This window comes from Gracilibacillus marinus, assembly GCF_042651725.1.
GTDB lineage: Bacteria > Bacillota > Bacilli > Bacillales > Amphibacillaceae > Gracilibacillus > Gracilibacillus marinus.
Genome location: NZ_JBHSDV010000001.1, coordinates 1,067,928 through 1,092,748 on the forward strand (window position 1 = coordinate 1,067,928; position 24,821 = coordinate 1,092,748).

Here is a 24,821-nt window from a genome sequence, read left to right on the forward strand (position 1 = left end):
GGTTGTGTAGTAATGGCGCAAGTATTAATTGTAGATGATGCTGCATTTATGCGTATGCAGTTAAAGAATATTTTCACAAAGCTAGGACATGAAGTAGTTGGAGAAGCAGAAAATGGACAACAAGCAACTGAACTATACGAAGAACTAAAGCCAGATATTGTCTCAATGGATATTACGATGCCTGAAATGAATGGCGTGGAAGCAACCAAAATTATTAAAACAAAAGACAGTAATGCAACGATAATTATGTGTTCTGCAATGGGTCAACAACAAATGGTATTAGATGCAATCAAAGCAGGTGCAAAAGACTTTATTGTCAAACCATTTACAGAAGACAGAGTGAAAGAAACGTTAGACAAATTGTTAGGTTAGTGAGATGAGAAATGAAAAGGAGCCAAACAAAATACATTTGTTTGGCTCCTTTTTTTGGTTCGTCTAGCGTAAGTGCCCAGAAACTAGGCGATTTCGCACATCAACTTACAATAAGTCATCATCGATTCGTACCTCATTGTGATTCCTTTATTTCAGTTGATGTGCTCCAATCGCTACGTTTCTAAACAGGCACTTTCGCTTTTGGTTCGTCAATGTACAATATTTGTTTGTTTTAAATTAAAGGTGATTACTGGTGTGATTTCCACTGTTGGGTATTCTTCTTTCCATTTCTCTTCTTGCCAATCTCGAAATGTTGCTTTTGCTGAGGCGCCAATTCTTAATGGATCGACATCATGTTTTTGTAAATCTTCAATCAATTGTTTGGTTTCTTTTTCTAACTTTTTTTTAATTGTTCCTTCTATTTCCGCTTTATTTGAAAAAGAAGTCAATTTTTGATTATAGGATTCTGTTAACGTTCCAGCTATTGTGACATGTAATTCTAACTTGTTTTTGCTAACCCATTTCTTTTTTAATGTCGATTCAATTGCAACAATAGACAAATGGCCTATTTTTTCTGTCAGAAGATCGAATTCTGTGTTGGTGCTATTTTCAAAAAGAATTCGAAAGTAGAACAATCGATTGTAATCTATTTCGTATGTTAATTGATCTCCTTTAAAAAAACCTAGTCCGATTAGTTGAATCTGGTTATCTTTGTTCGCAAGTATTGGCAGATATGGATCCATTCCTTCCCCATAATAACTATAATTGTATTGATGTAAGTTAACGGGAGGTAAACTATTATTGCTCTGTGTCTTCATTAGATCTTTCAAAAAGATAGGTAAAATATGATCCGTATTGTAGTTCGTACTAAGCAACTCACTCGCCGTTCCTTTTGCAATAGCAACAAATAAACCTCTACCGATATTAGGGTCTTCACTGATACCGTATAAAACTTCATTTACTCCTTCCCGTGCTAATTCCTCACCTAATACAATGCCTAATAGCTTCCCTGACTCTATTTTATTTGGTACTTTAGATTGGATATTGGAGTGAATTTGTTGAGTGGTATACCCTTTAGCTGAAAAAACGCCAACTCTTCTGTCGTGACTGTCTTCACTTAAACCGTAACGAGGAAACAATTCTGTCCCTAAGTATTCTTTAGACTCATCTATCCAATCAAAACCTACAAGCATTAGCAAATCTACATCATCAATTACTCTTGTTTTATTACAGCCTGCTAAACAAAAAAATGCAGATAACCAATAGAAGTAGAAAGTAATTATGTTTTGGCATGTTTCTTAACTCCTTTCTTTATTAATGATAAGAAAAACAAAAGTGGAAGATATCCTATTAAAAAATAGAAACCAAACTCGTTTACCACTTTCTCTAACTTTTCCACAACTAAAAAAGAAGTTAAGGAGACAAAACCAATTACACTAACAATTCCGAGTACAATACTAATTTTTTTTATATTTAACGAAGTAACACGATGTATGCATTGGATGCCAGCCCAAAAGTATATACATGCTGTTGCAATAATTGCAATAAAATGTAAGCTTATGCCTATATATTCGAATCTTTCTACAAATGGTAAGTTAATCTCTTTCCATAAATGCAGTGTAGGCCATTGAATCTTTAATAATTGATGCTCACTAAAATATAGAAATATGGCAATAGCTGAAAATAAATAAATAAATGTCGTAATCCAATTAGCAGCAATTGCCCATTTTATATTTGTTTGGAAATGTCGAATAAATGGTGCATAAATAAGAATTAATTCGATTCCTAGAAAACTATAAAACATTGGCTTCACTGCACTAAGGATCTCCTTGCTTGAATGGTTCATAATAGGAAGTAGATTCTCGATATTGGCATTAGTAAATGCAATATATTTAAATATTCCAAGGAACATTGTTACAAGTACGCTAATAAAAAGAAGCCCTGTAGTGATTCGAAAACCTCCTACTATAAAATACAACAACAAAAGAAATAGAATAATCGCAAAACCTAATGTGAACAAATCTTCAAATAACCATACTTTAATCACTTCTAAATAGGAACGTAATATCAAAATTGGAACAAGTAGAAAATAAATACTCACTATTATTGTTAACCCATTACCTATCCATTTTGTAAATATAGATTGATGTAATCCAATCAAATCAACGGTTTCTTCATTAAGTAGTTTCCATATTATCCACAAAATGATTGTCATCATTAGTCCAGTTAATAACACGGCAATCCAACTATCATAACCAGCTTCTGCTGCAATTAACCTTTCGAAGTTTAATATTCCTTCACCAATTTGAGTTGCGTGGATAATGTATAACAATAAAAACGGAGATACTTGTTGATTAGGCTTGATTGAATAGATGGAAGACATACTATCCCTACTTTCGCTTGTCCATCTTTTGGTTTGCACGATATGTATTCATGCGATTTCTGTCTTTTGTCTGAGTAAATATAGGTTTTGTTGTTTGTTTATTGAAAGGTAGTCGAATAAATGCATCTTTCAAATCTTGCCATCTAGGTGGAAAAATAGGTTCTAAATACGGTCTGCCTAATGACGTCAATTTCAACAGATGTCCAATCAAAAACACTAGACCAATGATAATACCAATAAGACCACAGAGTTGCGCGAGTAAAATAAAAGGAAAACGCAATAAACGAATGGTATTACCAATACGATAGATTGGTGTAGTAAAAGATGCAAGTGCAGCAAGTGCTACAATTATCAGTAGTACATTACTAGTAAGTCCTGCTTCAACAGCTGCAGTTCCTATTACAATCCCTCCAACGATACCGATTGTTTGTCCAATTTTAACAGGTAATCTCGCACCAGCTTCTCTAAGTAATTCAATTGTCAATTCGAGAATTAATACTTCAAGTATCGGTGGAAACGGAATATCTTTACGAGATGATATGAGTGTTCCAAGCAAATCGACCGGAATGACCTGATAATGATATGTCAGTATCGCAACATATAATGGTGTAATTAAAACAGAGAACATTACAGCAAATATTCGAATAATACGAAAAGCAGTGGCAATCGGCCATGACAAAAAATAATCTTCATATGAAGAAAAGAACTCAACTAAATTAGTAGGTCCACATAATACATGAGGGGAGCCATCACAAATAATTGCAACTTTTCCTTCTGCAAGTGCACTTGTTACACGATCAGGTCGCTCTGAATCCATCATTTGTGGAAATGGAGAGGAATTGTTGTCTGCAATCATCTGTAAAATAAAAGAACTATCAATAATTTGATCATATTCAATATCTTCTATTCGTTGGATTATTGTTTGAATATTATCTTCGTTTGTAATGCCATCAATATAGACAACAGCAATCGATGTTTTCGTTAGTTTACCTACACGCAACTGTTTGACCTTCAATTGGGGTAATCGCAACCTTTTGCGTATCAGATTAATATTTGTATCGATATCTTCAATGAATGCTAATTTGGGGCCGATTACACTAAATTCAATTTCTGGTGCTTGTATGGCTCTCTCTGTTTCAAATCGAGCAGGAATTAACAATACTTCTGACATATTACTTTCGAAAGTTATTGCGATGTAACTTGACAGTATCTTTTCCTGAATTAAAGCAACATCTGTTGTTATCACTTTTTCATCAAATGGTAGAATGTTTGCTAAGTCATGTATAGAATCAATGGTTAATTCATGACAAAATGGAAGTATATTTGTTTGCAACTTTTCTGTATTAATTAAAGATTTATAGTAATAAAGTTTGATTTCTTGATAATTACCAAAATCAACTTGAATGAAATCATCGCTATCTGACATGATCGTTGTAAGGTCATAAAAAGTATTTATACTATGTTGTGCATTTTTTTGTTTTTTGCCTTTCGGAAATAGTCTCATAGGTAAATACCTTTCTAAAGAATAGATGATACTCATAATATGTGTGATTTTTAATAAGATATACATAGAATATTACATATGAAAAACTAAGTTACTATGGAGGAATCACAATGGAATCAATTGTAGAACCAAAACAAGTGTATACGTATCAAATCATGTTAAATGATATCGAATTGTTGAAACAGACATATCCATTCCTTGTAGTTGAAGAGATAGGAATGTCTGTTGATAAGAGAAAGATTATTGCGGTAAAAATTGGAAATGGTAGCAGACCGATTATGCTAAATGGTGCGCATCATGCGAGGGAATGGATGACCACAGCATTATTAATGCATATGTTGGAATATTATTGTAAAACATATACAGAGAATCAATTGGATGATTTATCCATTTGGTTTGTGCCAATGGTCAATCCAGATGGTGTCACATTAGTTCAAGAAGGTGTCGGACAATTCGCTGAAAAAGATTTTTTATTGCAATTGAATGAGAATTCTATTGATTTTGCAAGTTGGAAAGCAAATATTCGAGGTGTGGATTTAAATCGTCAATATCCAGTGGATTGGGAGCATATTGATGATTATATTAGAAAACCATCAAAAAGTATGTACAAAGGTCCTTCACCATTAAGTGAACCCGAAGCAAGAGCTTTATATGACTTTACTATATTGCATCAATTCCATGCAGTTGCTTGTTATCACTCATCAGGAGAAGAGATTTTTTGGAAGTATAAAGCAGATGGTAAGTTAATAGAGGAATCGTTAAAGCTAGCGAATCAGTTAGTGACAGCAACAGGATACACATTAATCGATCCGGGTGAAAATCCCAGTGGAGGAGGATTTACGGATTGGTTTTTGATGAAGCTAAAACGTCCATCTTTCACTATGGAAATCGCACCATATGTAGGACCTAGACCTGTTCCGTTAGAGTTCTATGAGGAAATTTGGGAGAAAAATAAACATGTTGGTCTTATCCTTGGAAGGAATGTGTAATGCGTATCATTATTTTAAAAATAAAAGGATGATATGATACCATTTTAAAGATTGATTATGTAACCTTCTGACTTGCCCAAGCCAGAAGGTTACAAAGTACATGTAAAATCCAAACGATTCGGTAAATATCTTTCACTTTGTTCGTATTTTTACAGACTAAGAAATTCTATTGTCCTTATCTTTTTTCAAACAATGTGTATCATGCATGCTTTGATTGTTTTAATGATTCTTGTATTACGTTCTCATACCCATTTAGTAAATGCTCAAATTGATCGTCCCATTTTTGTTTTTGTGCGTAACGGATGGCATTTTCCTGCAATTGAGTATACCATTCTTGATTCATTAAAACAGATAAGATCGCTTTGGAGAATGCTTTTTTATCATCTTCGTGACATAAAACACCAGTAAAACCTTCTTGAATGATTGTCTTTACTCCACCTGCATTTGCGCCAATGACAGGTGTCCCACATGCTAACGCTTCTAATACAACATTCCCAAATGTCTCGCTAGCAGATGGAAAGACAAATAAGTCACTTGCTGCAAGGATTGGTGCAATGTCACTTTGTTGTAAAAATCCTGTGAATGTAATTTGTGAACTGGAATGTTCAATTAAACCATCTTTAGAAGGTCCATCACCTACGATAAGCCAATGTATATCATCTCTGATGTAAGAAGGGAGGGAATGAAATAAATATGTAAGTATGTCAACGTTCTTCTCTGGTGCAAGTCTTCCAACGTAAGATAAGATATATTTTTCCTTTATTTTGTATTTTTCTCGAATAAATGTTGTCTTATAATTAGGATGAAAAATTTGTGTATCTACACCTCTTTTCCAAATATCTAAATAATGAAAGTTGCGTTTGGATAGTTGTTTTAATGTATAAGAGGAGGGAACATAAAGCCGTTGCATTGGTTGATGAAACCATTCCATATAACGCCACAATGGTTTTTTTAATAAGGTAAGATGATAATATTGTAAGTAATGGTCAAAATCGGTATGATAGGAACCGACTAACGGTATATGCATTTTTTTCGCTAATTGCACACCACATAACCCGATAGAAAAAGGTGTGGCGACATGGATGATATCTGGTTGAAAAGATTTCAATAATTGACGTATTTCATTTTTATTGGGAACAGAAAATCTACAATCAGAGTATAAGGGGAATGGAAAGCTAGCTTGCGGATAAATATGATTGGTTTTTTCTTCTCGCTGTTGCTTTGGTGAGATGACAATAAAATCATTGTTTGTTTTCTCTAAGTAAGCAGTAAATCTACCTAATGTTTTTGCAACACCATTCACATCCGGAAGAAATGTATCTGTGAAAATAGCAATTCTCATTTTAATCAACACCCTTCTCATTATGTCCTATCATCAAAAGCATATGATGAATAGATGTAAAGAACAACCGATTTATGTTAAGAATGTGTAAAATAAGAAAAAAGCCAAATGTGATAATATCTGCACATTTAGCTTATTGAATCGTATATCGTTATTTACAAGCTGGACAAAATCCGTAAATCTCAAATTTGTGATCTTCAATCATAAATTGTTGTAATTCTTCACTGATTTGCTCCATTGGACAATGATGAATTTCTTTTGTGACACCACAAGTTTTACAAATAAAGTGATGATGGTGACTATGAGCACATTTCAATCGAAACTGTTTTTCTCCGTTTAGTTCCGTTGTTTCAAGTATATCTAATTGTACAAATAAATGAAGATTGCGATAGATTGTGTCAAAACTAATACCATCATAACTTGGTTCCATATTTTCTAATAAATCTTTAGCAGAACGATAACGATTTTCGGAAACGAAATATTCTATCATATGTTCTCTTTTCTCCGTGTATTTATATCCTTTTTCTTTTAATAATTGAAGTGCTTCTTTTGTGTTCATTCACTCACCTCATCATGTAATCGATGTTTTCTTATCACGAAAGCTGTGGCAATTTTTTTTACTGTAATTGTGATTATCAATAATAGAATTAATATCATTACAATAGTTCCACCTGGTGGAATTTCTAAATAATACCCACTAATTAAGCCAGCAATGACAGCAACTTCTCCATAGATTATCGCATAAATAATCGTTTGTTTGAATCCTTTTGCTATTCGTATACTTGATGCAACAGGTAATGTCATTAATGATGAAACAAGTAATACACCAACAATGCGAATAGAGGCTGCGATTACTAGCGCTGTTAATAAAATAAAAATAAAGTGTATCGTTTTTGCGTTAATTCCTGTGACGCTTGCATGTTCCTCATCAAATGATAGTAAGAATAGTTCCTTATAATATACAAAAATAACAACACAAACAATAAGTGCAATTACACCAATACTCATTAAATCTTGTCTACTAACAGCAGAAACCGAACCAAACAAATAACTATATAAATCTGTATTAAAACCATTTGCAATAGAAATAAATATAACACTTAATCCAACGCCTGCAGACATGATGATAGGGATGGCTAATTCTTGAAATGCAGCATATACTCTACGTAATCGTTCAATAAACAATGATCCGATTACCGAGAATCCAAGTCCAGAATAGAATGGTGTGAGTAAGACTGCACCTGTTTTCTTTTCTAACAATAATCCAAATGCAATTCCAGCCAATGTCACATGCGATAGGGCATCTGCAATTAAAGATAGTCTTCTTACAACGATAAACGTACCTAATAATGGTGCAATGATTCCAATAATAATACCAGTTAAAAAAGTATTCCTTAAAAACTCGTATTCAAAAAAGTTAGCTAGCATGAAATTTCCTCCGACTTATTAATGTTGATGTGTAACTAAATTTAGTGGATGACCATAATACTCTGATAATTGTTCCTTCGATAATGAAGAAAAAGTATTTGGATTTCCGTGAAAATGAAGTGTTTTGTTTAAACATACGACTTGTTGTGCGTGATGTGTCATTGTACCGATATCATGTGTCACTAACAACAAACTAATGCCTTGTTGATTTAGTTCATGTAACAAGTCAAAGAATTTCTCTACATTTTCTGCATCCACACCAACAGTTGGCTCATCCAATATGAGTAATTGAGGATCACTAACAAGTGCTCTTGCAATGAAAATTCGCTGTTGTTGACCACCAGACAAATCGCCGATATTATCATATAAATAATCCAACATACCGACTTTGGCAACTGTTTCTTTTATTTTCACTTTGTCTTGTCTTGTTAGGCGTTTCATAATACCTAATTTAGCAGTTAATCCCATTGCAACAACTTCATATACTGTCGCAGGGAAACCTTTGTTAAAACTATTTGCTTTTTGGGATACATATCCTATTACATTTTTTTGCTTAAATTTTTCAATTGGTTGTCCAAAGATTTCAATTGATCCACTAGTTGGTTTTTCGATACCTAGAATTAACTTAATTAATGTTGTTTTACCGCCACCATTTGGTCCGACCAAACCAATGAAATCCCCTTCTTTAATTTGAAATTGAATATCATCAAGCGCTTTTCTATGTCCATAACGGAAATGAACATGCTCCATATTTACAATGGCCTTAGTCATAAGCATTCTCCTTTATTAAAAATAAAATATAAAAGATAAAATGAGTATTCAAAAAGTGTTGGAATACTCATACATTGTTTCTATTGTTAATTCAAGTAATATCGATTACTCGATTTAAGATAATAAAGCTAATCGTATTATATCGTAATGATTACGTTTTGTAAATATGTGTGAACAGATGCATTGGTAAAAGGGAGGTAAGTGTGTGGGATAATTAAAAAAAGAAATAAGACCTCAGTTCAAAGAAAGGTCTTATTTCCATATTTGTGATTATTTATCTAAATCGCTTAAGTTAGTGTACTGGTAACTGGCTCTTGTATTGTTGAAATTGTTGATAACTCTGCTCACAAGCCTGGATAGTTGCTTTGTCTAAACTATACCAGCCATGCTTAAACATCATATTATATAGTTCACGTTGACAATTTTGAGTGTCTTCAAATATGTGTAAGATATCTTGGTATAGGGTTTGGTTGCTTGCTTCATTTAATGCTGTACTATATGCCTGTGTCAAATACTTTTCTGTCGCAAGTATGTCATTAATAAAATCTCGATCATTCATTGCAGTTGTTTTGGTGATTTGTGTTTCAGGGTTTTGAACTTTATTAGACATTGGCTGCATGTCCATACCTCCATTTACATCATTTTACTCTTATTATCATTTAGATGCTCGATTATCATTTGGTAATGTTTTTCATGCATCTTACAAGCTTTTTCAATCGCTTCTTTTACTTCAGGAATGGTGCATTGTTGTGCAAAAAAATGAGCTTTTTTGGCTGCATTTAAATTCCATGACAACATATCTGTTAAATATAAATGATCCTTCGTACTAATCATTTGTGGCGGTTGTTGCATAATGTTTTGATTCATTTGTTGTTGCATGATGATCCTCCTTACATGTTGTGTGAATGAAATAACACATTAGTTTATGGTAGACACCGACAATCCCATAAATAGTAACTCACAAGTATTTTGTGTAACATGATAAGAATTATTCATTCAAAGGATATGTTGTATTGTTTGCTTTCTATTTCATTTTTTCGTTAAAATAATAATAGGAATAAAGAAACATGGGAGGTAAGAGTGATGAGCGTAACTTTTTATTGGTATCCGAAATGTAGTACATGTCGAAAAGCAAAGAAATGGCTAGATGATCATGGGGTAACGTATCAAGCTGTACATATTATAGAAGAGAACCCTACAAAAGAAGAATTGAAAGAAATAATCGAGAAAAGCGATTTGCCAATTCAGAAATTCTTTAACACAAGTGGACAAAAGTATCGAGAACTTGGATTAAAAGATAAACTGAAAGAAGCATCTACAGAAGAGAAGTTAGATTATCTTGCCTCTGATGGTATGTTGCTAAAAAGACCTTTAACTGTAAGTGAAACGAAAGTGACAGTTGGTTTTAAAGAAGAAGTATTTGACCAAACTTGGAAATAAACGTTATATTAATAGTATATTAGAAGTAAAGGTACATATTTTTTTAAAAGCGAAGAACTTTTATCATAACTAGGAGGGTATACATTGAATCTACCTAAAGAAAGATTATACTCAGATGAGCATGAATGGGTATTAAAAAATGATACAACTGTACGAATTGGAATTACTGACCATGCACAGTCAGAACTAGGCGATATTGTGTTTATTGAACTACCTGAAATTGGTGACGAGGTAGTAAAAGGAGAACCTTTTGGTAATGCAGAATCTGTAAAAACAGTCTCTGAATTATATTCTCCAATTAGCGGAAAAGTTGTTGCCGTGAATCAACACCTATTAGATAATCCTGAATTAGTCAATGAATCACCATATGAGGAAGCATGGATGATTGATGTAGAGGTTGCAGATTCCAATCAACTTGAAGAACTAAAGAGTGCAGACGAATATGATCAAATGATTAATGAAGAATAAAGAAAATAAGCATTCGTAGTATGTGCTGCGAATGCTTCCTTTATATCTATTAGTAAATAAATTGGAAACATCTTATGAAAAGGTATATCTTTACATTACTATCCCATAGAATAAACTAAGTTATTTTTGTTATAAGAATGAGAGTGAACTTATTCGTATGTGAAGTAGGTGAACGGATGTCAAATGAAGATGTGAAATTAATAATTGTAGAAGGTAAATCAGATAAAGATAAAGTAGAAAAATTAATAAATGATCATGTGGAAATTGTTTGTACGAATGGTACGATTGGTATAGAAAAATTAGAAGGTCTAATTGAAACATATGATATGGAAAATCGAGACGTATATATATTAGTTGATGAAGATAAAGCGGGTAAGAAGTTACGAAAGCAATTATCTAAAGAATTGCCACATGCTTCACATATTTATGTTGATAAAGCATTTAGAGAAGTAGCAGCAACACCAGAAGCTGCGCTAGCAACGGCATTAATTTCATCTCATATTATGATACATCCAGATTATTTATCAAGATAAAATTAGTTAGAAATAAACGATATTCGTATAGTAAGATTTTTTCTAAATGAAATAAAAGGTGATAGAAATGAAAGAATGGAATTCAGAAACAGAAGCAGCACTTAGTAAAGCAAATGAGAATATACTAATTTTTATTCACACCCCATTCTGTGCAACATGTCAATTAGCTGAGAAAATGCTTCAAATAATTGAACAAACAAATCCAAGCAGAGTGATATATAAATTAAATGCATCCCTACATCCTAATTTTATGAAGAAAAACAAATTAGAAAGTGTACCTGCATTAGTTTTATGGAACGGAACGCTACAAGCAGAACCTATTTATAAGATGGAATCTGTCACAAACTTATATCAAATTGTAAAAAAATGGGAACAGAAATAGCTTATATCTGAATAAATGATAGTAAATAGCCGAAATTATTAAGTATGGTTAGGTAATTCATCCATATAAATAAAAATCAGTTCTAACAGATGTGTATAAAGGAATGAGACATTTTGGAAATCTTTTTGCACATGGTATAATGATTTTGTCAAACAAATGAAAGGATTGATTTATTATTAATGACCATAAGCTCGATCTACATTACACACATGAAATGGAGAAAGCAATGCATCAAAATCACGATGTCGGATATGAAGAGTACAGTAGAAATCTCTCCACACGTTTAAAAGTTGAAAAAGATCGTTATAAAAGCTATGTAAAAAGTCAATCAATTGTTCAAGATATTCATCGACAAGTCCATCGCTAAATATATTACAAAAAAAGCTGTATGATTTCATACAGCTTTTTTTGTATATCGTTTGTTGAATTACTACGATAATCGATAATTATAATTTAAGTGTGTTATAATAAGGGAGATTCCAACTGATTACAAGTAAATGAAAACAGATGTTAGTATACGTTTATTTAGAGCGTTCTTAGGTCGATGCGTTTTCAGAATAAACAGAAAGGAGCATGTTGTTTTTACTGTGACAAATTGGAAGGGAAATGTTTGAATTAATATTGGTTGATATTAGATTCGAAATAGTATAAGATTGTAATGAGAATAAAGTGAGAATGAATTTAATATCACTTAAAAAACTATACATTAAATGTTTTGGAGGTATGTTTCTATGGCAAGTTCTACTCTTGAAATTAAAGATCTTCATGTTGAAATCGAAGGTCAAGAAATACTAAAAGGTGTTAACTTAACAATTAAAGGTGGAGAATTCCATGCTGTAATGGGACCAAATGGTACTGGGAAATCCACTTTAGCATCAGCAATTATGGGTCACCCTAAATATGAAGTGACAAAAGGTCAAATCTTATTAGATGGGGAAGACGTGTTAGAAATGGAAGTTGATGAGCGTGCAAAAGCAGGTTTGTTCTTAGCAATGCAATATCCTAGTGAAATTAGTGGTGTAACAACTTCTGACTTCCTACGTTCTTCTGTGAACGCACACCGTGAAGAAGGCGACGAAATTTCATTAATGAAGTTTATTAAAGAAATGGATAGTGCAATGGATTATCTAGAAATGGATAAAAACATGGCACAACGTTATTTAAATGAAGGTTTCTCTGGTGGAGAAAAGAAACGTAACGAAATTTTACAATTAATGATGATTCAACCAGCAATTGCAATTCTTGATGAAATTGATTCTGGTTTAGATATTGATGCACTTAAAATTGTTTCTAAAGGTATCAACAAAATGCGTGGCGAAGACTTTGGTTGCTTAATTATTACACACTACCAACGTTTACTTGATTACATCACTCCTGACCATGTTCATATTATGATGCAAGGACGTGTCGTTAAATCTGGTGGTCCTGAATTAGCTCATAGACTTGAAGCGGAAGGTTATGATTGGATTAAGCAAGAATTAGGAATCGAAGACGAAACTGTAGGACAAAATGCATAAAGGTTAGGAGGTATCGTATGACTGTGGAAACTAAATTACCGTTTGATCAAGAATATATTCGGTCTTTTTCTGCAAACAGAAATGAACCGGAATGGATGCAACAATTACGTTTGCAAGCATTAGATTTAGTCGAAGGTTTAGAAATGCCTAAACCTGATAAAACAAGTATTAAAAGATGGAACTTTACTGATTTCAAACATGATACGAAAGCAGTGGAATTAAATTCCTTACAAGAATTGCCTGAAGATATTCAAGTATTTCTTGATATGGAAAATACAAATAAAAATTTGGTTATTCAACGAAATCAAACAGTTGCTTACAAATCACTTTCAGAAGATTTACAAGCACAAGGTGTTATTCTTACAGATATCCAAACAGCACTAAATGAACATAGCGATTTGGTACAACGTTATTACATGAAAGATGCAGTTCAAATTGATGAACACAAATTAACTGCACTTCATACTGCATTAATGAATGGTGGAGTATTCGTATATGTTCCTAAAAACGTTGTTGTAGAAGAACCGCTTCAAGCAATTTTCTGGCAAGAAGACCCAGAAACAGCTACATTCAACCATGTGATTGTCGTTGCAGAGGCGAACAGTTCTTTAACATATGTAGAAAACTATATCTCTCATAATCATGATGAGAAAGCAGTTGCGAATATTGTTACAGAAGTTATTGCACATGATAACGCAAAAATCAACTTTGGTACTGTAGACAATTTTGCGCATGGCACAACAGTATATGTAAACCGTCGTGGTGTAGCTTATCGTGATGCCAAAACAGAATGGAACTTAGGTCAGATGAATGATGGAAATACAGTTTCTGAGAATATTACACATTTAATTGGTGATAATTCTTATTCTTATGCGAAGACTGTTTCTGTAGGTCGTGGTGACCAAACACAGAACTTCACTGCGAAAATTGTCCATTTTGGTAAGCAATCAGAAGGATACATTTTACAACATGGTGTAATGAAAGATGCTGCTTCAGCAATATTTAACGGTATTGGAAAAATCGAACATGGTGCTTCCAAATCGAATGCGGAACAAGAATCTCGTGTATTAATGCTAAGTAAAGATGCACGTGGGGACGCAAATCCAATTCTTTTAATTGATGAAGATGATGTTACAGCAGGTCATGCTGCTTCTGTAGGCCGTGTAGATCCACTTCAATTGTATTATTTAATGAGTAGAGGAATTTCTAAGCAAGAAGCAGAACGCTTAATCATTCATGGTTTCTTAGCGCCTGTAGTAACGGAAATTCCAATTGAAGCAGTACGAAATCAATTAACAGAGGTAATTGAAAGGAAAGTATACTAATGAACGTCGAAGCGATTCGTGAGCAATTTCCGATACTAAATCAAGAGGTAAACGGCCACCCATTAGTATATTTGGATTCTGCAGCAACATCGCAAAAACCAATAAAGGTAATCGAAGCATTAAATAGTTATTATCACTTAAATAATTCTAATGTGCACCGTGGTGTACACACATTAGGAACTCGTGCTACAGATCAATATGAAGGTGCACGTGATAAGGTTAAACAATTTATACATGCTGCTTCAACAGAAGAGATTATTTTTACAAGAGGAGCAACGACAGCAATTAACATGGTTGGGTATGGATATGCACGTCACTTTCTAAAAGAAGGTGACGAGGTCGTTATTACACAGATGGAGCATCATAGTAATATCATTCCATGGCAGCAAGCATGTAAGTGTACTGGAGCTACTTTGAAGTATATTCCGATGGAAAGTGATGGCACGATTACATTAGATGCTGCTCGAGAAACAATTACTTCGAATACAAAAATCGTTGCAATTACACATGTATCTAACGTATTAGGAACAATAAATCCAATTAGAGAAATTGCAGATATAGCTCATGAAAATGGAGCAATCCTACTAGTTGATGGAGCACAAGGAATCCCTCACTTAAAAGTAGATGTGCAAGCATTAGATTGTGATTTCTATGCATTCTCTGGACACAAAATGTGTGGACCAACTGGTATTGGTGTGTTATATGGTAAGAAAGCTTTGCTAGAAAAAATGGAACCAGTAGAATTTGGTGGAGAAATGATTGACTTTGTTGATTTATATGACTCCACTTGGAAAGAACTCCCTTGGAAGTTTGAGGGGGGGACACCAATTATAGCTGGTGCAATTGGTTTAGGCGCAGCGATTGACTTTTTAAACGAAATTGGAATGGAAGAAATAGAAGCACATGAAAAGCAATTAGTTAGCTATGCACAAGGAAAGTTATCCACAATTGATGGCATTACAATATATGGACCTAAACAAAGAAGTGGTTTAGTTACATTTAACATCGAAGGAGTACACCCTCACGATACTGCAACAGTACTAGATGCAGAAGGTATTGCAGTAAGAGCAGGTCATCATTGTGCACAACCATTGATGAAATGGTTGCAAGCAACAGCAACAGCACGAGCTAGTTTCTACTTGTACAATACGAATGATGATATTGATCGTTTAGTTGAGGGAATCCAAAGAGCGAAGGAGTATTTTGGTGATGTCTTTTAACAATTTGGATACATTATATAGACAAGTAATTATGGATCATTATAAAAATCCTCGTAACAAGGGTACTTTAGCTGATGATACGATTACAATTGATATGAACAACCCAACATGTGGGGACAGAATTGAGTTGCATCTGCAAATAGAGAATGATATTGTCAAAGATGCTAAGTTCGAAGGAGAAGGTTGCTCGATTAGCATGTCTTCTGCATCGATGATGACACAAGCAATTAAAGGTAAAAATGTAGATGATGCAGTGAAGATGTCATCCATTTTTTCAAATATGATGCTAGGAGAAGAACTAGATGAAGTTGAAATGGACTTAGGTGACATTGAAGCACTTCAAGGTGTATCGAAGTTCCCAGCACGTATTAAATGTGCTACGTTAGCTTGGAAAGCAATGGAGAAAGCAGTAGCAGAGGATGAAAAGCAGTAAGCTAAAATCCTACATTATTAGGAGGTATGAAAATGGCTAAAAAAGCACCTGAAATAGGCGAATATAAATATGGTTTTCACGATCGAGATATTTCCATTTTTCGTACAGAAAAAGGATTAACACGTAAAATAGTAGAAGAAATCTCACACATGAAAGAAGAACCTGAGTGGATGTTAGAATACCGCTTAAAAGCATTGGAACAATTTTATAAAAAGCCAATGCCACAATGGGGTGGAGATCTATCTGAACTTGACTTTGATGAAATTACGTACTACGTAAAACCATCTGAGCGTTCAGAACGTTCTTGGGATGAAGTTCCTGAAGAAATTAAGCGTACATTCGATAAATTAGGTATTCCTGAAGCAGAACAAAAATATTTAGCAGGTGTTTCTGCACAGTATGAATCAGAAGTAGTGTATCACAACTTAAAAGAAGACTTAGAGAAAATGGGTATCGTATTTAAAGATACAGATACAGCACTGAAAGAGAATGAAGATTTATTCAAAGAATACTTTGGTAAAGTAATCCCTTCTTCTGATAACAAATTTGCTGCATTAAACTCTGCTGTATGGTCTGGTGGTTCCTTTATCTATGTTCCAAAAGGTGTCAAAGCAGACACACCTTTACAAGCATATTTCCGTATTAACTCTGAGAATATGGGTCAATTTGAGCGTACGTTAATTATCGTGGATGAAGGCGCATCTGTACACTATGTTGAAGGATGTACTGCACCAACATATACAACGAATTCATTACACAGTGCTGTTGTTGAAATCTTTGTTAAAAAAGATGCATATTGCCGTTACACAACAATCCAGAACTGGGCGAATAATGTTTACAATTTAGTAACTAAAAGAGCAACATGTGATGCCAATGCAACAATGGAATGGATTGATGGGAATATCGGTTCTAAATTAACAATGAAATATCCAGCTGTCATCTTAAAAGGTGAAGGCGCACGTGGTATGACATTATCGATTGCTTTAGCCGGTAAAGGTCAACACCAGGATGCAGGTGCAAAAATGCATCACCTTGCACCAAACACATCTTCTACAATCGTATCTAAATCCATTTCTAAACAAGGTGGAAAAGTATCATATCGTGGAATTGTTCATTTTGGTCGTAAAGCAGATGGTGCACGTTCGAACATCGAATGTGACACATTAATTATGGATAATCAATCAACTTCTGATACGATTCCTTACAATGAGATTTTAAATGAGAATATCTCATTAGAGCATGAAGCAAAAGTATCAAAAGTATCTGAAGAACAATTATTTTATTTAATGAGTCGTGGTATTTCTGAGGAAGAAGCAACAGAAATGATCGTAATGGGCTTCATTGAACCATTCACGAAAGAACTTCCAATGGAATATGCGGTAGAAATGAATCGCTTGATTAAATTCGAGATGGAAGGTTCTATTGGTTAATAAAATCACAACCCTTGTCATATTAATTTGGCAAGGGTTTTTGTATTTAAAAAAGTTTAACATTCCTCATTATTAAAAGGTTCCAATCCTCCTTACATGACCCACAAAATTTCATAAGTAATTTATCCATACATGTAAATTCACATATTCTTAACAGTTTTACTACAGTATTTTAATATTAAATCCTTACTATTAATTTTGTCGGAATAAATAAATTAGTAGAATAAAAGGAGAATTACATAAATGAAGATGTTGAAAAAAGTATCCATAATCATACTTGCTTTACTCACTATGGTATCATGTATACTTCCTGTACAAGCCATCAGTCAGGCAGATTATACTAAACCGTCTAAACCAGAAGGAACTACGCATGTATTAAATACGGATGCACCTTTGGTTAGCGCCCCTTTACCAGCAATAGATCATGGTGGGAATGCGAATGATTCAGTTTTAAAAAATATTGCTTTAACCAATCCTTTTATCCAGATTCTAGATGGATTTGACCAAGTCTGGTCGATGAATCAACCTATGTGGAGAGACGGAACAGCATTAACTATACCGGGTGTAAAAGGAGAGATTGCTAAATATGGTGACGGACCAACTGTTTATTTTGATGGATACAAAAATGATGAAACAAAAGTAGTTGCAGATAAGAATACATATGCTAATGAAGAAATAAGAGATTCAGAGACTTGGGTAGCTAATATAAAATATGTAGAAGAGGTTACGAAAAATAGAACAGAAGAAGAGGCATTGGCTGCCTATTATGATGACCAAAGAGATAAGGTATATAGTATGATGGAAGCTTATGGACCGTTGGCTAATACCTATGTAGATATCGTTAAACCGGTAACGAATGTAATCAGAACAAAAGAGGAAATGAATATCGTATTAGAAGAGGCAACAGTTGAAGATCAAGCGCAAGGAATGGGACAATGGGAGGAGTCTGAATTATCTAATGCGATGGATTTAGTGCATTTAATCAGATTTAGAAATCCGTCTTCATCCAATCCTTCTAAATACTTTTTCTCATCTCCGAGACCTTATAGAATGAATTCAAATGGAGAAGTGAAAGAAATGGTTGATGAGAACGGTTTGCCTATTTGGACAACAATTGGTAGCGGAGAGAGTCGAGTAGAAGATTTACCTTCAGGTGGGAAAAAAGAAATTGGAGAACGACATTATCAACAATATGAGTCGAATGTAGAAGTAATTCCTGCGTTAGAATATGTAAAAAGAAAAGCAGAAGATGGAAGAGGAAAAGATGGCGCGTTTCCGAGTGGACATACTAGTGCATCTTATTTATCCACATTTGGATTTGCATATGCTACACCAGAAAGATATGCGGAATTTTTAACTAGAGCCGCTGTAATGGGAGAAAACAGAATAGTGGCTGGGATGCACTCGCCTCTTGATGTTATTGGAGCAAGAATTCAAGCAACAGCAATGACTGCATATGCATTTAATTTATCTGAAAACAAAGAAGTGTTAGATAAGGCATATACAAATGCTGGAGAAGTATTTGGTAAACTGGCGGAATCAAAAGGATTAAGTCTATACGATTATGCACATACAGTTACGGAAGATTATACGTTCGAAAGCGCATATGATGAAGAAAAATTTGAAGATCATGAGGCAAATAAAGCATTTTATCGCGAGAAGCTCACTTATGGTTTACCTCAAACAGGAACGAAAGGTTTAGATCCTGTCGTACCAAAAGGAGCAGAGGTATTATTAGAAACTCGTCAACCATATTTGACTGATCAACAGCGAAGAGAAGTGTTGTATACTACTGAAATTGATTCGGGCTATCCAGTAATTGATGAATCAAACGGTTGGGGAAGGCTAGACTTAGTTACAGCATCAGATGGGTATGGTGCCTTTCTAAGTAACGTTACAGTGAATATGGATGCTTCAAAAGGTAGATTCCATGCGCATGACCGTTGGAGAAATGATATTAGTGGTAGTGGCATGCTTACAAAGCAAGGGACAGGGAAGCTTACGTTAATGGGGAATAATAGTTACACTGGTGGTACATTGTTACAAGGTGGAACATTAGAAGCTACTTCAGCAACTTCTTTTGGTACAGGTGATCTGTACATCGAAAATGGTGAAATTTTAGTGAATGTAGCTGAAACGTTACACATAAATGGGAATGCAACAATGGAAAGTGGATTACTAAATATTAATATGGACAATGATGACATTCAAGTCAGTGTAGATGGAATGTTATATATTGATGGTGGTAATTTAAATTTAGATTTGTCTGATTACAGTATTAATCAATCAAAAGAAATCACTTTACTTACTGCAGATAAGTTGAAAGGTACCTTTGATAACGTGACAGCTGAAGGCTATGATGTAACAGTAACTTATCATGATAAGAGTGTTGTAGCAACGATTAAACCAATCGAATCTTCTGAACCAGTTACTCCGAAACCAGAAGAACCAGTAAAGCCAGAAAAACCTGAAACTCCTGAGAGTCCTGAAAACCCAAAAGAACCTGTGACTCCTGAAAAGCCGGGAGAATCAAATAATGAAAAGAAACAAAATCGCGTTACATTAGCTCCTACTGTTAATAACAATGAAGCCACATTGGAAATGGATGAGTTAAAACGTTTAGCTAATAATGGAGAGTTATGGATAGATTTACATGACAAAAGTGACACTGTAAAGGTAATCTTTACGCAAGAGCAAATAAGATATTTGATGAAGACTAATGCAATTATCATCATTAAGTTAAAAAATGTCAGTTTAAGCCTATCTGCATCTAATTTTGATGAGGAATCTGGACCTGTATCGATACAGTTAAAGCGTATGGCAGATATAGAACAAGCGTTAAGTGTGGTCTATGATTTCGAAATGAAACAAGATAACAAACTAGTAGAGAAGTTCAATCAAAAAGTCAAACTAACTTTTTCTGTTGACAGTGAGAAAGTAAAAAATACAAACAATGCGAAAGTATTTTACTGGAATCCAGAACTTGAGAAATGGGAAGTTGTAGGTGGGAAATGGCAAGATGGAAAGGTAATAGCAGAAACCAATCATTTCAGCACATATACTGTTTTTGAAGCTGAGGAAGAAGTAGTACAGGATGTTGTAATAGATGCTGGACAAACTCTTCCAGACACTGCAACTACAATGTATCAATACATGTTGATTGGGTTGTTACTCTTCTTGAGTGGTACTACTTATTTATTTTTAAAAAGAAAAACTTCATAAAATCATGATTCACAATAAAGAAAGAATAGACGGTTCAGTTGGATTATTTTTTAAATAAGCTATATAATAAAAGAGGGGTTCATTATAGAACCCTTCTTTTATTTCATTGTATTTACATTGGAGTAGAGAACATAACGGAATTTTATTACATAATATGGAAGTGATAGTGTGGTTATCGTAATTTGTTTAATTATTGGGTTATTATCTGCAATGTTAGGAAGTATTGTAGGATTAGGTGGAGGAGTCATTCTTGTACCAATATTACTTATCCTTCATGCAACTACAGACATGTTTCATTGGGCTACTGCAAACACCATTGTTGGCATATCATTAGTGATAATGGTATTTACTGCAATGTCCTCAACGATTACTTATGCTAAACAAAAAAGAATCGATTATAGAAGCGGTTTGTTTTTTATTTTAGGTAGTTTACCTGGCGGTGTATTAGGTTCTTGGTTAAATCAATTTGTTGAAACAGATATGTTCTCGTTGTTTCTGGGAATATTTATGTTTCTTATATTTATTAGCTTTATGTTTCAAAACAAAACAAATGAAACACAACTCAGTGATCTACCACTGAGAAAGGGATTTGTGAGACGTGAAATACATATAGGAAATAGTACATATATGTATCATTTTTCTCCATATATTGCTGTTGGAATTGCTTTTGTTGTAGGAATGTTATCAGGATTTTTTGGTATCGGTGGAGGTTCACTGATGGTACCTGCAATGATTTTACTATTTCATTTTCCTCCACATATCGCTTCAGCAACATCTATGTTTATGATTTTATCATTAAGTACAGTTAGTTCCTTTACACATATCATGTTAGGACATATTGAGTGGAATTATGTATGGGCATTTATACCGGGTGCATGGTTTGGTGGTGTGTTAGGTGCGAAAGTAAGTCAACAATTATCAAGTAAAGGAATTGAATATTTACTTCGCGCTGTCTTGTTATTAATTGGACTTCGTTTAATTTATCAAGGAATATTTATGTAAATGAAGTTTCTGGGAGGGGGATGAGGAATGATTGAACATTTGCATGTTTATTATTCTAATGATTTACATAGTCATTTTGAACAATGGACAAAAATCGTTAGTTATTTAAAGGAAAAGGAAAAGCTACATCATAATAATAAAGAAAATTATTGGACTGTAGACATTGGAGACCATGCAGATCGATTCCACCCAATTACAGAAGCGACATTAGGAAAATCTAATGTGGAGTTATTAAATGATGCTTCTTATGATATAGCAACAATAGGGAATAATGAAGGCATTACGTTAGACTATCAAGATTTATTTCATTTATATGATGATGCAGACTTTCACGTATCTTGTGCAAACTTGCTTCCGCAAAAAGGACCATTACCAAAATGGTTAAAAGAATATCATATCGTACATTCTGAAAGTGGTGTAAAAATTGCATTCATTGGTTTGACAGCACCGTTTACTCCATTTTACAATCCATTAGGTTGGAAAGTGGAATCACCAATTAACTATTTAGCTAGGCGATTACCGGAGATGAAGAAAAACGCAGATATCATTATTTTGTTATCACATTTAGGCTTAACGGAAGATCAAATCATTGCAGAACAGTTCCATGAGATTGATATAATTATTGGAGGCCATACTCACCATTTATTCAAAAATGGAGAAGTAATAAACGGTACATTGTTAACTGCTGCTGGGAAGTATGGACATTATGTCGGAGAAGTACACTTAGAGTGGGATCATGAAAATCGAGAGTTAATACACAAAGAAGCATATGCTGTACCAATCAATCATTATAAGGATGATAAGCAAACAACAGCAAAATTAGATCAATTAGCTATCAAAGCAGATAAACAACTAAATAGAATAATCACATCGGTAGAAGCTCCTTTAGATGTAAATTGGTATGAGTCTACACCTATTATTGAACAATTTACATCTTACTTGTTGAAATGGACAGATGCAGATGTATCGATGTTAAATGCTGGTATTTTACTAGATTCTATAGGTAAAGGTGCGATTACGTTTAAAGATATTCATTCGATTTGTCCACATCCGATTAACCCATGTGTTGTCGAATTAACAGGTAAAGAACTGATGGAAGTAGTCCGAGGCGCATTTGATGAAGAACTAATCCATTTAGAAGTAAAAGGTTTTGGATTTAGGGGAAAAGTTGTTGGTAAAATGATTTTTGCTGGTATAACTGTGGAAACGTCTCAAGACAAAAATGGTAAAGAACATGTGAAAGAAATCTATTATCAGAATGAATCATTACATTCAGACAAAATCTATAAATTAGCGACAGCTGATATGTTTACTTTTGGTAGAATGTTTCCTGTAATTGTAAGAGCAAAGCAGAAGAGATTCTATTTACCTGAATTTATGAGAGACTTGTTAGCAAGTATGTTAAAAGAAACTGTATAATATTGTCACACCTCTTTCGCCTATACATATGATTTAGGGAAAGGGGTGTTTTTTATGATGGAAGTAAAACCGTTAACAATAGATGGACATCCATATGTATCGATTGTTGTGCAATTACCATATACAACATTACTCATTATTACAAATGAAATTGGTTATGTGATGTGCGGAGCTTTGGATGTAGATGTATTAAATGATAAATTGCGAGATCGCCCTGTTGTGGCTGGGCGTGCAGTTGGTGTCAAGACAATTGATGATTTATTAAATGGGAAATTAGAAAAAGTAACACACACAGCAAATAAGCAATATGGTTGGAAAAAAGGTATGCCAATACGAGAAGCGCTTCTCTTAATTAGTGAGAAGAAAGAATAATTAGATGAAATAATTTAGACATAATTCGATAATTTCCGTTTAATTTTGCGTGAAATAACTAGTAAAAACGTAGCATTTCTGCTAATCTTATTTAGTGGATAATAAAATTGGTTAATCATATAGGGAGTTTCAAATGAGATTAGTATCGACAAGTATGTTACGTGAAGGTATTGAATTAGCAAAACCAATATATGATGGCAAAGGTCGAGTGCTTGTTCAGCGAAATGTGAAGTTAACGAATCGAATGGTTAATCGGTTAAAAAGTAGTGGAATTACGTATGTATACATGCGAGACAAATTTACTGAAGACATTTTGATTACACCACCAATATCTGCTGAAGAAAGATTAGATGCTGTCAATAAAATTAAGACATCTTTTCAGTCTATTGAATCAAAGGATATTAAAAATGCAAGTCATTTGATGGATGCTGCTTCGGAACAAATGAATGACATCGTAAAAGGTTTAATTGGAAACTTGTATGAGCAAGAAGAAGTCATGCATTACTTATCTGATCTATTAATTATTGACGATTATGTTTTTAATCATTCATTAAATGTAACGATTTATACACTTGCATTAGCGAAAGAATTGCGTTATAACAAGAAAGATTTACAAGTAATCGGCTTAGGTTCATTATTACATGATATTGGAAAAGTCTATATACCACAAGAAATATTGAATAAAGAAGGAAAACTAACAGATACCGAATTCCAAATAGTCAAGGCACATACGGAATATGGTTTTGAAATACTGAGAAAAAGTCACAGTATACCATTGCTTGTTGCTCATTGTGCTTTTCAACACCATGAGAGATTAGATGGATCTGGTTATCCTAGAGGACTGAAAGAGGATAAAATACATCCATATGCGAAGATATTAGGTATTGCTGATGTATTTGATGCAGTAACTAGTAATCGTGTGTATCGTAAAGCGATGTTACCACATGAAGGGATAGAGATTTTATATCAAGGTGCAGACTCAAAATTTGATAAAAAGCTAATTGATATTTTTAAAAGGACTGTAGCAATCTATCCTAATGGTGTAACAGTTGGACTGAGTGATGGAAGAAAAGGAATTGTAATTAAACAAAATCATCGATATGATGTGAATCCATTTATTCGAATCATTGAAGATAATGGTGAGACAGTTCAACCATATGATTTGGATTTATCTGCATATCCAAATATAACTATTATACAAGCACATCAACCACTCATTTAAAAAAATAGTATCTATTTCTACCCCCTCCTTCATATATGTATAGGAAA

Annotated in this window: 26 protein-coding genes; 17 read left to right on the forward strand and 9 right to left on the reverse strand. The window is 33.8% G+C overall.

The window, feature by feature from the left end; genetic code table 11:
* Positions 1-12 precede the first annotated feature (12 nt).
* Positions 13-372, forward strand: a complete 360-nt coding sequence (locus ACFOZ1_RS04730) for a response regulator (RefSeq protein ID WP_390196490.1) — start codon at positions 13-15, stop codon at positions 370-372.
* 209 nt (positions 373-581) lie between these two features.
* Here ACFOZ1_RS04730 and ACFOZ1_RS04735 read toward each other — a convergent pair whose 3' ends face one another.
* Genes ACFOZ1_RS04735 through ACFOZ1_RS04745 form a run of 3 tightly spaced genes read right to left on the reverse strand, consistent with a single transcriptional unit; the run spans position 582 to position 4,259 of the window.
* On the reverse strand, positions 582-1,655 hold the full coding sequence (locus ACFOZ1_RS04735) for a Ger(x)C family spore germination protein (RefSeq protein ID WP_390198059.1): 1,074 nt from the start codon (positions 1,653-1,655) through the stop codon (positions 582-584).
* Positions 1,652-2,755 carry a GerAB/ArcD/ProY family transporter gene (locus ACFOZ1_RS04740; RefSeq protein ID WP_390196491.1) on the reverse strand — a complete coding sequence of 368 codons (1,104 nt, stop codon included), beginning with the start codon at positions 2,753-2,755 and terminating at the stop codon, positions 1,652-1,654. Before ACFOZ1_RS04740 ends, ACFOZ1_RS04735 begins: the two co-directional genes overlap by 4 nt.
* 7 nt (positions 2,756-2,762) lie before the next feature.
* Positions 2,763-4,259, reverse strand: a complete 1,497-nt coding sequence (locus tag ACFOZ1_RS04745; protein WP_390196492.1) for a spore germination protein — start codon at positions 4,257-4,259, stop codon at positions 2,763-2,765.
* Positions 4,260-4,369: 110 nt separating this feature from the next.
* Between ACFOZ1_RS04745 and ACFOZ1_RS04750 the strand changes: the two genes are divergently transcribed.
* Positions 4,370-5,248: a M14 family metallopeptidase gene (locus tag ACFOZ1_RS04750; RefSeq protein ID WP_390196494.1), complete on the forward strand. Its 879-nt coding sequence runs from the start codon at positions 4,370-4,372 to the stop codon at positions 5,246-5,248.
* Between the two features lie 199 nt (positions 5,249-5,447).
* Here ACFOZ1_RS04750 and ACFOZ1_RS04755 read toward each other — a convergent pair whose 3' ends face one another.
* The 6 genes from ACFOZ1_RS04755 to ACFOZ1_RS04780 form a co-directional block, all read right to left on the reverse strand.
* Positions 5,448-6,590 carry a glycosyltransferase family 4 protein gene (locus tag ACFOZ1_RS04755; protein WP_390196496.1) on the reverse strand — a complete coding sequence of 381 codons (1,143 nt, stop codon included), beginning with the start codon at positions 6,588-6,590 and terminating at the stop codon, positions 5,448-5,450.
* Positions 6,591-6,741: 151 nt separating this feature from the next.
* Positions 6,742-7,149 carry a Fur family transcriptional regulator gene (locus ACFOZ1_RS04760; protein ID WP_390196497.1) on the reverse strand — a complete coding sequence of 136 codons (408 nt, stop codon included), beginning with the start codon at positions 7,147-7,149 and terminating at the stop codon, positions 6,742-6,744.
* Positions 7,146-8,018: a metal ABC transporter permease gene (locus ACFOZ1_RS04765; RefSeq protein ID WP_390196498.1), complete on the reverse strand. Its 873-nt coding sequence runs from the start codon at positions 8,016-8,018 to the stop codon at positions 7,146-7,148. The genes ACFOZ1_RS04760 and ACFOZ1_RS04765 overlap by 4 nt, the downstream gene beginning before the upstream one ends.
* Positions 8,019-8,036: 18 nt before the next feature.
* Positions 8,037-8,789: a metal ABC transporter ATP-binding protein gene (locus tag ACFOZ1_RS04770; protein WP_390196500.1), complete on the reverse strand. Its 753-nt coding sequence runs from the start codon at positions 8,787-8,789 to the stop codon at positions 8,037-8,039.
* 292 nt (positions 8,790-9,081) lie between these two features.
* On the reverse strand, positions 9,082-9,408 hold the full coding sequence (locus ACFOZ1_RS04775) for a spore coat protein (RefSeq protein ID WP_390196502.1): 327 nt from the start codon (positions 9,406-9,408) through the stop codon (positions 9,082-9,084).
* Between the two features lie 14 nt (positions 9,409-9,422).
* A complete protein-coding gene (locus tag ACFOZ1_RS04780; protein WP_390196503.1) occupies positions 9,423-9,668 on the reverse strand; it encodes a hypothetical protein in 246 nt (81 codons plus the stop codon).
* 204 nt (positions 9,669-9,872) lie between these two features.
* On the opposite strand from ACFOZ1_RS04780, the gene ACFOZ1_RS04785 reads away from it, so the two are divergent.
* The 15 genes from ACFOZ1_RS04785 to ACFOZ1_RS04855 all read left to right on the forward strand — a co-directional run bounded on the left by ACFOZ1_RS04785 (position 9,873) and on the right by ACFOZ1_RS04855 (position 24,774).
* Positions 9,873-10,229, forward strand: coding sequence for an arsenate reductase family protein (locus ACFOZ1_RS04785; protein WP_390196505.1), 357 nt, complete (start codon positions 9,873-9,875; stop codon positions 10,227-10,229).
* Between the two features lie 84 nt (positions 10,230-10,313).
* Positions 10,314-10,697 carry a glycine cleavage system protein GcvH gene (gene gcvH, locus ACFOZ1_RS04790; RefSeq protein WP_390196507.1) on the forward strand — a complete coding sequence of 128 codons (384 nt, stop codon included), beginning with the start codon at positions 10,314-10,316 and terminating at the stop codon, positions 10,695-10,697.
* A gap of 176 nt (positions 10,698-10,873) precedes the next feature.
* Entirely contained in the window at positions 10,874-11,230 is a 357-nt protein-coding gene (locus tag ACFOZ1_RS04795) for a toprim domain-containing protein (RefSeq protein ID WP_390196509.1), read from the forward strand.
* Between the two features lie 67 nt (positions 11,231-11,297).
* Entirely contained in the window at positions 11,298-11,612 is a 315-nt protein-coding gene (locus ACFOZ1_RS04800) for a thioredoxin family protein (RefSeq protein WP_390196511.1), read from the forward strand.
* A 226-nt stretch (positions 11,613-11,838) separates the two neighbouring features.
* On the forward strand, positions 11,839-11,979 hold the full coding sequence (locus ACFOZ1_RS04805; RefSeq protein ID WP_390196512.1) for a hypothetical protein: 141 nt from the start codon (positions 11,839-11,841) through the stop codon (positions 11,977-11,979).
* Between the two features lie 364 nt (positions 11,980-12,343).
* Positions 12,344-13,129, forward strand: coding sequence for a Fe-S cluster assembly ATPase SufC (sufC, locus tag ACFOZ1_RS04810; RefSeq protein WP_390196513.1), 786 nt, complete (start codon positions 12,344-12,346; stop codon positions 13,127-13,129).
* A 17-nt stretch (positions 13,130-13,146) separates the two neighbouring features.
* The gene (gene sufD, locus ACFOZ1_RS04815; protein WP_390196515.1) at positions 13,147-14,454 is read left to right on the forward strand and encodes a Fe-S cluster assembly protein SufD; all 1,308 of its coding nucleotides are present in this window, start codon (positions 13,147-13,149) and stop codon (positions 14,452-14,454) included.
* Positions 14,454-15,674, forward strand: coding sequence for a cysteine desulfurase (locus tag ACFOZ1_RS04820; RefSeq protein WP_390196517.1), 1,221 nt, complete (start codon positions 14,454-14,456; stop codon positions 15,672-15,674). The genes sufD and ACFOZ1_RS04820 overlap by 1 nt, the downstream gene beginning before the upstream one ends.
* Positions 15,664-16,107 (forward strand): Fe-S cluster assembly sulfur transfer protein SufU, encoded by a 444-nt coding sequence (gene sufU, locus ACFOZ1_RS04825; RefSeq protein WP_390196519.1) that lies wholly within the window; start codon positions 15,664-15,666, stop codon positions 16,105-16,107. Before ACFOZ1_RS04820 ends, sufU begins: the two co-directional genes overlap by 11 nt.
* A 32-nt stretch (positions 16,108-16,139) precedes the next feature.
* The gene (gene sufB, locus ACFOZ1_RS04830) at positions 16,140-17,537 is read left to right on the forward strand and encodes a Fe-S cluster assembly protein SufB (protein WP_390196520.1); all 1,398 of its coding nucleotides are present in this window, start codon (positions 16,140-16,142) and stop codon (positions 17,535-17,537) included.
* 243 nt (positions 17,538-17,780) lie between these two features.
* Complete coding sequence (locus ACFOZ1_RS04835) at positions 17,781-20,759, forward strand: phosphatase PAP2 family protein (RefSeq protein WP_390196522.1); 2,979 nt, start codon at positions 17,781-17,783, stop codon at positions 20,757-20,759.
* Positions 20,760-20,927: 168 nt separating this feature from the next.
* Positions 20,928-21,761: a sulfite exporter TauE/SafE family protein gene (locus tag ACFOZ1_RS04840; protein WP_390196524.1), complete on the forward strand. Its 834-nt coding sequence runs from the start codon at positions 20,928-20,930 to the stop codon at positions 21,759-21,761.
* A gap of 27 nt (positions 21,762-21,788) precedes the next feature.
* Entirely contained in the window at positions 21,789-23,180 is a 1,392-nt protein-coding gene (locus ACFOZ1_RS04845; protein WP_390196526.1) for a bifunctional metallophosphatase/5'-nucleotidase, read from the forward strand.
* A 54-nt stretch (positions 23,181-23,234) separates the two neighbouring features.
* Positions 23,235-23,552 (forward strand): YunC family protein, encoded by a 318-nt coding sequence (locus ACFOZ1_RS04850; protein WP_390196528.1) that lies wholly within the window; start codon positions 23,235-23,237, stop codon positions 23,550-23,552.
* Positions 23,553-23,685: 133 nt separating this feature from the next.
* On the forward strand, positions 23,686-24,774 hold the full coding sequence (locus ACFOZ1_RS04855; protein WP_390196530.1) for an HD-GYP domain-containing protein: 1,089 nt from the start codon (positions 23,686-23,688) through the stop codon (positions 24,772-24,774).
* The last annotated feature ends 47 nt before the right edge of the window (positions 24,775-24,821 follow it).

Coding starts and splice junctions, on each gene's coding strand:
- ACFOZ1_RS04750 (WP_390196494.1), top strand. CDS start 4,370: ATGGAATCAATTGTAGAACCAAAACAAGTGTATACGTATCAAATCATG.
- ACFOZ1_RS04780 (WP_390196503.1), bottom strand. CDS start 9,668: ATGCAACAACAAATGAATCAAAACATTATGCAACAACCGCCACAAATG.
- ACFOZ1_RS04745 (WP_390196492.1), bottom strand. CDS start 4,259: ATGAGACTATTTCCGAAAGGCAAAAAACAAAAAAATGCACAACATAGT.
- ACFOZ1_RS04835 (WP_390196522.1), top strand. CDS start 17,781: ATGAAGATGTTGAAAAAAGTATCCATAATCATACTTGCTTTACTCACT.
- ACFOZ1_RS04855 (WP_390196530.1), top strand. CDS start 23,686: ATGAGATTAGTATCGACAAGTATGTTACGTGAAGGTATTGAATTAGCA.
- ACFOZ1_RS04765 (WP_390196498.1), bottom strand. CDS start 8,018: ATGCTAGCTAACTTTTTTGAATACGAGTTTTTAAGGAATACTTTTTTA.
- ACFOZ1_RS04730 (WP_390196490.1), top strand. CDS start 13: ATGGCGCAAGTATTAATTGTAGATGATGCTGCATTTATGCGTATGCAG.
- ACFOZ1_RS04800 (WP_390196511.1), top strand. CDS start 11,298: ATGAAAGAATGGAATTCAGAAACAGAAGCAGCACTTAGTAAAGCAAAT.
- ACFOZ1_RS04785 (WP_390196505.1), top strand. CDS start 9,873: ATGAGCGTAACTTTTTATTGGTATCCGAAATGTAGTACATGTCGAAAA.
- ACFOZ1_RS04820 (WP_390196517.1), top strand. CDS start 14,454: ATGAACGTCGAAGCGATTCGTGAGCAATTTCCGATACTAAATCAAGAG.
- ACFOZ1_RS04755 (WP_390196496.1), bottom strand. CDS start 6,590: ATGAGAATTGCTATTTTCACAGATACATTTCTTCCGGATGTGAATGGT.
- sufU (WP_390196519.1), top strand. CDS start 15,664: ATGTCTTTTAACAATTTGGATACATTATATAGACAAGTAATTATGGAT.
- sufB (WP_390196520.1), top strand. CDS start 16,140: ATGGCTAAAAAAGCACCTGAAATAGGCGAATATAAATATGGTTTTCAC.
- ACFOZ1_RS04795 (WP_390196509.1), top strand. CDS start 10,874: ATGTCAAATGAAGATGTGAAATTAATAATTGTAGAAGGTAAATCAGAT.
- sufD (WP_390196515.1), top strand. CDS start 13,147: ATGACTGTGGAAACTAAATTACCGTTTGATCAAGAATATATTCGGTCT.
- ACFOZ1_RS04845 (WP_390196526.1), top strand. CDS start 21,789: ATGATTGAACATTTGCATGTTTATTATTCTAATGATTTACATAGTCAT.
- sufC (WP_390196513.1), top strand. CDS start 12,344: ATGGCAAGTTCTACTCTTGAAATTAAAGATCTTCATGTTGAAATCGAA.
- ACFOZ1_RS04770 (WP_390196500.1), bottom strand. CDS start 8,789: ATGACTAAGGCCATTGTAAATATGGAGCATGTTCATTTCCGTTATGGA.
- ACFOZ1_RS04760 (WP_390196497.1), bottom strand. CDS start 7,149: ATGAACACAAAAGAAGCACTTCAATTATTAAAAGAAAAAGGATATAAA.
- ACFOZ1_RS04850 (WP_390196528.1), top strand. CDS start 23,235: ATGATGGAAGTAAAACCGTTAACAATAGATGGACATCCATATGTATCG.
- ACFOZ1_RS04740 (WP_390196491.1), bottom strand. CDS start 2,755: ATGTCTTCCATCTATTCAATCAAGCCTAATCAACAAGTATCTCCGTTT.
- ACFOZ1_RS04775 (WP_390196502.1), bottom strand. CDS start 9,408: ATGCAGCCAATGTCTAATAAAGTTCAAAACCCTGAAACACAAATCACC.
- ACFOZ1_RS04805 (WP_390196512.1), top strand. CDS start 11,839: ATGCATCAAAATCACGATGTCGGATATGAAGAGTACAGTAGAAATCTC.